The sequence below is a fragment of the Micromonospora sicca genome (assembly GCF_003172935.1).
Taxonomy (GTDB): domain Bacteria; phylum Actinomycetota; class Actinomycetes; order Mycobacteriales; family Micromonosporaceae; genus Micromonospora; species Micromonospora sicca.
Genome location: NZ_QGKS01000135.1, coordinates 1 through 5,737 on the forward strand (window position 1 = coordinate 1; position 5,737 = coordinate 5,737).

The 5,737-nt window shown below is 73.2% G+C and carries 4 protein-coding genes and 1 pseudogene; 4 read left to right on the top strand and 1 reads right to left on the bottom strand.

All coding sequences use genetic code 11. The annotated features are described in order from the left end of the window. Positions 1–129: 129 nt before the first annotated feature. On the bottom strand, positions 130–981 hold the full coding sequence (locus tag DKT69_RS06405) for a hypothetical protein (protein ID WP_109800654.1): 852 nt from the start codon (positions 979–981) through the stop codon (positions 130–132). A gap of 215 nt (positions 982–1,196) precedes the next feature. Between DKT69_RS06405 and mtrA the strand changes: the two genes are divergently transcribed. From mtrA to DKT69_RS39565, 4 genes and pseudogenes are all read left to right on the top strand, one after another. Continuing rightward, positions 1,197–1,886 carry an MtrAB system response regulator MtrA gene (mtrA, locus tag DKT69_RS06410; RefSeq protein WP_109800655.1) on the top strand — a complete coding sequence of 230 codons (690 nt, stop codon included), beginning with the start codon at positions 1,197–1,199 and terminating at the stop codon, positions 1,884–1,886. A 15-nt stretch (positions 1,887–1,901) separates the two neighbouring features. Next, on the top strand, positions 1,902–3,644 hold the full coding sequence (mtrB, locus tag DKT69_RS06415; protein WP_438361807.1) for an MtrAB system histidine kinase MtrB: 1,743 nt from the start codon (positions 1,902–1,904) through the stop codon (positions 3,642–3,644). Continuing rightward, positions 3,641–5,446 (top strand): LpqB family beta-propeller domain-containing protein, encoded by a 1,806-nt coding sequence (locus tag DKT69_RS06420; RefSeq protein ID WP_109800656.1) that lies wholly within the window; start codon positions 3,641–3,643, stop codon positions 5,444–5,446. The genes mtrB and DKT69_RS06420 overlap by 4 nt, the downstream gene beginning before the upstream one ends. Positions 5,447–5,495: 49 nt before the next feature. Then, a pseudogene (locus DKT69_RS39565) lies at positions 5,496–5,665 on the top strand (ComF family protein); the annotation flags it as partial. Positions 5,666–5,737: the final 72 nt, after the last annotated feature.

Genomic DNA, 5,737 nt, shown 5'->3' on the forward strand with positions numbered 1-5,737 from the left:
GCGGCACCCAGGCCGGGAAGAAGTACCAGGCCAGCGCGGCCAGCAGGGCGGCGAGGACCAGCAACAGGGCGGCGAGCGGCAGCGGGACGAGATCGCCGAGCGCGGCGACGGCCTCGGTCCACCACCGGCTCACCGCCGCACCGCCAGCAGGACCGGCTCCGGCGTGCCGGCGGGGGCCCGGGAGAGCCGGATGTCCAGGCCCTCGGTCCGCATCCGGGTCTCCAGGTGCAGCACCGCGTCGAGGCACGCCAGCGCCGGGTAGGCGACGGCGTTCACGGCCACCCACGCCGCGGTGGCCACCGGCACCGCCCACGCCGGGTCGGTCAGGTCCACCACCGCCAGCAGCATGAGGCCGTAGAAGACGCCGAGCCCGATGCCGAGCCGGATCAGCCACCAGCCCACGTAGCCGAGCAGCCGGATGCCGGCCGCCCGAGCGCCGGCGCGGACCGCCAGCCCGAGCGCACGCAGCGGCGCCCGGTACGCGGGGAGCCGGTCCACCACCAGCGCGGGGACGGCCGCGCCGAGCAGCCCGTACGCGAGGAACCAGACCGGTCCGAGCAGCGCCGCCAGGAGCATGCCGAGCCCGACCGCCAGTGCGACCGCGGCGGTGGCCCCCCACCGGGCGCCGGCGGGTCGCAGCAGCTCGCGCAGCCCGGCCCGGCGGCCCAGCAGTGCCGCCCCGGCGCCCCGGGCGGCCGGATTGCCGAGCACCGCGATGATCATCGCCTCGGTGGCCGCGCCCACCGCGAGCAGCACCCAGTACCCCCCGAGCCGGCTGGCGTCGAGCCAGTACTCTGGCGGGCGCGCGTCGGCCAGCACCCGAAGGGGGTGCAGCAGCAGCTGCTCGCCGAGCGCGAGCGGAACGGCGAGCGGGATGAGCAGCCGGGCCTGGCCGCGCAGCAGCAGGACCGCCGAGTCCAGCAGCTCGCCCACCGTCAGCGGGCGGCGCGGGAGCACGGCGGTCGGGCCGACGTCGGGCACGCGTACTCCTGGCGGACGGACGGTGGTGGCGGGCGACGGCGCGCCCGGGGGATCATGGTTGCACGGCCGGTCCCGCGCCGGTGGACCCGTACGCCGGGCGGCGCGCCACGCGGGTCCGGTGGCGCGGCATCTGTGGTGCCTGGTGCCCCGCCGCAGTACCGTGCCGTGATGACGCCCAACCCTCCGAACCGAACGGGGATGGAACGATAAACCCCATGAGAGCACGGGTACTGGTGGTCGACGACGACCCCGCGCTCGCCGAGATGCTCGGCATCGTCCTGCGCAGCGAGGGCTTCGTGCCCTCCTTCGTCGCGGACGGGGAACGGGCACTGGCCGCGTTCCGGGACAATCGTCCCGACATCGTCCTGCTCGACCTGATGCTGCCCGGAATGAGCGGTATCGACGTGGCGCGGGCGATCCGGACCGAATCCGGCGTGCCGATCGTGATGCTGACCGCCAAGAGCGACACGGTGGACGTGGTGCTCGGGCTGGAGTCCGGGGCCGACGACTACGTGGTCAAGCCGTTCAAGCCCAAGGAGCTGGTGGCCCGGATGCGGGCCCGGCTGCGCCGCGGCGAGGACGTCGCGCCGGAGCTGCTGACCATCGGTCCGCCCGGCAACCAGATCTCCATCGACGTGCCGGCGCACACGGTCAGCCGGGACGGTGAGGAGGTGAAGCTGACGCCGCTGGAGTTCGACCTGCTGGTCGCGCTCGCCCGCAAGCCGCGCCAGGTCTTCACCCGCGAAGTGCTGCTGGAACAGGTCTGGGGCTACCGGCACGCCGCCGACACCCGCCTGGTCAACGTGCACGTGCAGCGCCTGCGCGCCAAGATCGAGCCGGATCCGGAGCGGCCGGAAATCATCCTCACCGTTCGGGGCGTGGGCTACAAGGCGGGTACCGGATAGCCTGGTCGCACTGTGGTGACCTCCCCGCCCCCCGACTCGCCGACCGCCGCGTCCCGCCGGCTCCACGCCGCGCGGGTGCTCTGGCGCGCCCTCGCCGCCTGGTCGGCCGGGCTGGTCGCCGGCCTGCACCAGACCTGGCGACGGTCGTTGCAGGTCCGGGTGGTGACCATCACCCTGGTCGCCTCCAGCCTGCTGGTGGGCGGGTTCGCGTACCTGATCGCCGACAAGATCACCAACATCCTGCTGGAGAGCGCCGAGACCGACGTCCTGCTGCGGCTGCAGAACGGCAGCGAGTACGCCTCGAAGCAGTTCGGCCTCTACAGCCAGCCGCAGGAGGCCCAGCTCCAGGACACCATCGACGGCACGGTCAACTACCTGGCCGGAGGTGACCCGGCGCAGACCAGCGGGGTGGTCGTCGCCATCACCGCGGACAGGTACACCGGGATCAAGCCGCGCACCTCGCCGGACGTCCAGGTCCGCCCGCTGATCAGCCCCGAGCTGCGGGCCTCGGTGGCCGCCGGCAACGTCGCCCACCAGATCCGCACCGGCACGCTCGGCGGCCAGCGCACCAAGTACCTCGTGTACGGCTCCCCAGTGCCGACCCGGTTCGGCCAGCTGGAGCTCTACTACCTCGTGCCGCTGGCCCGCCAGGACGCCACCGCCGCCGATGCCCGGGCCACCGTGGTCGCCACCGGCGTGGCGCTGGTGCTCCTGCTGGGCCTGCTCGCCGCCCTGGTCACCCGGCTGGTGGTGACCCCGGTACGGGTGGCCGCCCGGACCGCCCAGCGGCTCTCCGCCGGCCTGCTGGACCAGCGGATGGCGGTCAACGGGGAGGACGACCTGGCCCTGCTCGCCGCCTCGTTCAACCAGATGGCGACCAACCTGCAACGGCAGATCCTCCGGCTGGAGGAGATGTCCCGCTTGCAGCGCCGCTTCACCTCCGACGTCTCGCACGAGCTGCGTACGCCGTTGACCACGGTCCGGATGGCCGCCGATCTGATCTTCGCCGAGCGGGACGAGTTCGATCCGGCGGTGGCCCGCAGCGCCGAGCTGCTCCAGGCCGAGCTGGACCGGTTCGAGGAGCTGCTCACCGACCTGCTGGAGATCAGCCGGTTCGACGCCGGCTTCGCCATGCTCGACTCCGAGCCGACCGATCTGGTGCCGGTGGTGCACCGGGTGGCCGAGCGGCTCGGCGGCCTGGCCGAGCGGGTGGGGGTGACCATCGAGCTGGACGTGCCGGCCACCCCGGTGATCGCCGAGGTGGACCCGCGCCGGGTCGAGCGGGTGCTGCGCAACCTGGTCGGCAACGCGGTCGAGCACGGCGAGGCCAAGCCGGTGCTGATTACCCTCGGCATGGACGAGAACGCGGTGGCGATCACCGTCCGGGACCACGGCGTCGGGCTCAAGCCTGGCGAGGAGAAGCTGGTCTTCAACCGGTTCTGGCGGGCCGACCCGTCCCGGGCCCGACAGACCGGCGGGACCGGCCTCGGGCTGTCGATCAGCCTGGAGGACGCCCGGCTGCACGGCGGCTGGCTGGAGGCGTGGGGCGCGCCGGGCCAGGGCGCCCAGTTCCGGCTGACCCTGCCGGCGCGGGCCGGTGACCGGCTGACCACCTCGCCGCTGCGGCTGGTGCCGGCCGACGTCACGCTGCCCTTCGGCGGCCCCCGGGACGGCGGCCTGCTGGCGATCGGCCGCGGCAGCGCGGGCGCGCTGTCGATCGGCCCGGCCGACGGCGACCGGGCGGAGGTGACGTCGTGAGGCGGCGGCTGCTGACCCTCCTGCTCGGCGGCGCGCTCCTGCCCGCCGGGCTGACCGGGTGTGGCATCCCGGCCGACTCGGACGTCCAGGTCGACGGCCACGGGCCGGTGGCGGAGGGGGGCTCGAGCAACGGCGGCGGCACCCAGCCGCCCAACCCGAAGGCGAGCAGCGACCCCAAGGAGTTCATCCGCAACTACCTGCGGGCGGCGGCGGGCGAGCGGGAGCAGGCGTACGACCGGGTCAAGAAGTTCATCGCGGACCAGGCGCAGAGCCGGCTCCCGAAGAAGCAGAGCAGCGAGATCGCGCTGACCGTGGTGCGCCTGCGGGAAGATCCGGAGGCCAAGCAGAACAACGACGGCACCAGCGTGGTCACCATCCGGGTCCAACAGGTCGGCGTGCTCCGGGCCGACGGCACGCTGGCGCCCCCGGTGGCCAGGGAGACGCAGTACCAGTTCACGCTCCGGCCGGCCGAAACCGGCGGGCTGCTCATCACGGACCTGCCGAACGTCCTGCTGCTCAGCGACGACGCGTTGCAGAAGTTCTACGTCGAGCACACCATCTACTTCTGGAACTCCGAGCAGAGTCAGCTGGTGCCCGACCAGCGCTACCTGCCCTCCGCGGTGCCCGCCGAACGGCGGGTCACCGATGTCGTCAAGTGGCTCGCCGGCGGGCCCTCCGACTGGCTGGCGTCGGGCGTGACCCGACTGCCGGACGGCACGGCGCCGATCAACAACGCCACCGGCTCGGATGGGCGCTGGGAGATCAACCTGGCCATGCCGGGCGCCAACGAGGCCCGACTGGCGCGGCTCGCCACCCAGCTCGCCTGGTCGCTGCCGGAGCTGACCGGGCAGCTCGACCTCAAGATCCAGAATCAGAGCCGGCGCACCATCGACCTCAACCGGGAACGCCTGGACCACCCGGTGTACGCCACGACCGGGAGCCCGCAGCGGTACTGCGTGTACGACGGCGGGATCCACCCGCTCTCCTTCCCCGGCGAGGCCAGCGGCCCGGTGCCGCTGGCCGCCGCAGCGAACAAGGGCATCGTTTCGGCAGCGCTCAGTCGCTCGGAAAACGAGGTCCTCGCCGCGCTGGTGGTGACCCGGGCGGACCGGCAGCAGCGGCTGATGGCCGGCTCCGGAAGGGACCAGGTCCCGGTGCTCCACGGCGCCAGCCAGTGGTACACCTCGGTCGGCCGTCCCACCTGGCTCCGCTCGCCCGACCCCCAGCACCGGTACGGGCTGGTGGTGGCCGACAACAAGCTCAACCGCAACAGGCTCTACCGCTTCGACGACATGGCCGGCATGGTCGAGATCCCCCTCGGCGTGCCGGGTCCGGTGACCGCGGTGGCCGCCTCGCTCGACGGGCACCGGATAGCGCTGATCGTCAACGGCGCGCTCTACGTCGCCGCGGTCAGCTTCGACGGCGGCGTGGTCACCGTCGGCCTGCCCCGCCGCCTGGTCACGCCGCTGACCGACCTCACCGCCGTCGACTGGTACGCCGAGAACCAGCTGGTCTTCGCCGGCTCGGAGGACCGGCGGCCGGTGATCTACCAGACCACCGTGGACGGCGGGCTGGGCTTCGCGCTGCGGCGGGAGATCGGTGCCCCGGTGACCCACCTCGCCGCCTATCCGGGTGGCGCGGTCGGGGCACTACCCACCGGCTCGTACATGTACGAGGCCAACCGGGTGGCCTTCCGAAACAATCCGCACGGCATCATCGAGCGGAACCAGGTGCTGGACGTGACACCGCCCGCGGCCGACGCGAAGGCGTCCAACCCGACCGTCCCCTTCTTCCTCTACTGAGCCGACGGTGCGGGACCTGGGCGGGCTCTGGTCGGACCTGACCGACCTGGTGCTGCCGGCCGGGTGTGCCGGCTGCGGCGCGCGGGCCTCGGGCGCGCGGCAGGATTTCTGCCCCGGCTGCGTTCGGGATTGCGCCCCGGCCCGACGCGTCCCACCCCGGCCCCACCCGACCTGCCGCCCTGCGTGGCCCTCGGCCCGTACGCCTGGGCGCTGCGGGAGTGGGTGTCAACTGTTCCCCGGTTGAGTAGGTGTTGGTTTGTGTTGGTGACCGTGGAGGAGTGGCTTGCGGTG

Coding starts and splice junctions, on each gene's coding strand:
- mtrA (WP_109800655.1), top strand. CDS start 1,197: ATGAGAGCACGGGTACTGGTGGTCGACGACGACCCCGCGCTCGCCGAG.